Source organism: Paenibacillus sp. OT2-17 (assembly GCF_009827695.1).
Lineage (GTDB): Bacteria > Bacillota > Bacilli > Paenibacillales > Paenibacillaceae > Paenibacillus > Paenibacillus polymyxa_B.
This window is the reverse complement of sequence record NZ_WUDQ01000643.1, coordinates 1-1,973: the sequence shown is the minus strand read 5'-3', so window position 1 is coordinate 1,973 and position 1,973 is coordinate 1. Positions and strand designations below refer to the sequence as shown.

Here is a 1,973-nt window from a genome sequence, read left to right as displayed (position 1 = left end):
AAAAAGCCACAACGGCAAATTGCTTAGTAAAGCCCCATCAACTACAAATACAAATTGCTGAGAAAAAGTCTTTCCCTTGGCAAGTGCAGAATCAAGCCTTAACATAACGGGATCAAAAAAATAAGGGATACTTGTGCTCATCCGAATGGCTTTAGCTACCTCCAGTGAAGAGGGATTGATACCAAAACGTTTGATATCCTCAGGAAGCACCAGAATGCGTCCATTCGTGATATCTGATGCAATAATGCGCAGTTTGCCAGGAGGTAAATCCGCGAACGTACGCACTCCCTTAGCTCGTAACAGCTCACGTACCCAGTGCTCCAGTGCCTCCCCTGAGTAGAGCCCTTTTTTAAGAAAGATACGAGCTGCTGGTCCAACCCACTTAATATTGAACACTGGAGAACGTCGTAACAACTTGACCAAGGGGGTTTTCTCAATTACGGCTTTCATTTCATCCGCAGAGTATCCCGCAGCCAATAAAGCAGCTACAATAGCACCTGATGATGTTCCTGCCAAACGATTGAATACAATTCCATGCTCCTCCGCAGCCTTAACTGCACCCGCCAGCGAAATTCCCTTAACCCCTCCACCCTGGAACACAGCATTGATCAGCATAGATCAAAAAACCTCCGTTCTCTTGGGAGTAAGCAGTTCTACTGCTTATGTATGAGAACGGAGGCCCAAATAGAACCTATATGATCCAATTTATATCACATTTGATAATAATTTTGAAGAAGCTGAATGAGTCCGTATGGATTTTTACGCAGATGCTGTGCACTAAAGTAAATATCCCCTTTGACCTGTTTATAATCTTCGTTCAGTTCAAGCTGCTTAATTAGCTCTTGAGCCGTTTGCCAGCCCTTTTCAGGGGTGCCGATCTTATAAGGAGAATGACCGATATACAGCTTAACATCTGAGTTTTTGACCTCATTGGACCACCATGCGACAAGCTTGTCATATCCCGCCGCTGGGAAACCGATACTCCAGTAAATTTGTGGAGCTACATAATCAATCCATTCTTTGTTAATCCAGGTTCTTACATCCGCAAACGTCGTATCATACGCTGTAACGCCTGCCTTCGTGTCTGAACCCGTTAAGTCCTGAGATTTGTTACGCCATACCCCAAAAGGACTAATTCCGAATTGAACTTTAGACTTGCTGGCATGAATGCTTTTGCCCAAATCGCGAACAAAACTGTTCACATTATCTCTCCGCCAGTCGCCCTTGCTAGAGATTTTGTTGGTATTATATGCTTTGAAGGTCGCATCATCATCAAAAGTCCCGCTGTAAGGATAAAAATAATCGTCCAAATGGACGCCGTCAATGTCATATCCGTTCACGACCTCCATAATCGCCGTAATGACATGCTGACGTGCAGCCGGAATTCCTGGATTGATGTACAATTGGCTACCATTCTTAACAATCCAGTCTGGATGTTGATTAGCCACATGATTTGCAGCCAAGCCGCTGGTTGTTCCTGTAGAATTCGCACGGAACGGATTAAACCAGGCATGGAATTCCATCCCTCGCTTGTGCGATTCGCTAATCATAAATTTCAAGGGATCATAGCCTGGATTTTTACCTTGGGTGTTGGTCAAATACTTGCTCCATGGTACGAGACTCGACGGATAGAGCGCATCGCCGCTGGCACGAACCTGAACAAATACCGCATTGATGCCCATCCCCTGCAAATCATCGAGCATTTTAGTAAACTCCTGCTTTTGCTTCTCGGAGCTGCTTCGGGCAGCAGAAGAAGGCCAATCACCATTAATGGTAGAAATCCATGCCCCACGCATGGAGGTTGAAGCCTTTACCTGAACAACATTTGCCTGTGAAGAACTTGAACCGTCCTCACTAGTAGACGTTGACGGTGAAGTGACAACCGCCTGCTCATCATCGATGGCTCCCTGATCTGTACTTACACTCTCCTGATTACCAGATGCAGACGTATCTGATATGGAGCCGCTGCTTCC

Annotated in this window: 2 protein-coding genes; both read right to left on the bottom strand. The window is 45.6% G+C overall.

Features of this window, described 5'->3' with window-relative positions:
* A partial coding sequence (locus GRP75_RS25630; RefSeq protein WP_160790739.1) for a patatin-like phospholipase family protein occupies positions 1-615 on the bottom strand: 615 nt, incomplete at its 3' end.
* A gap of 95 nt (positions 616-710) precedes the next feature.
* On the bottom strand, positions 711-1,973 hold a 1,263-nt coding region (locus GRP75_RS25625), incomplete at its 5' end, for a glycoside hydrolase family 10-like protein (protein ID WP_160790738.1).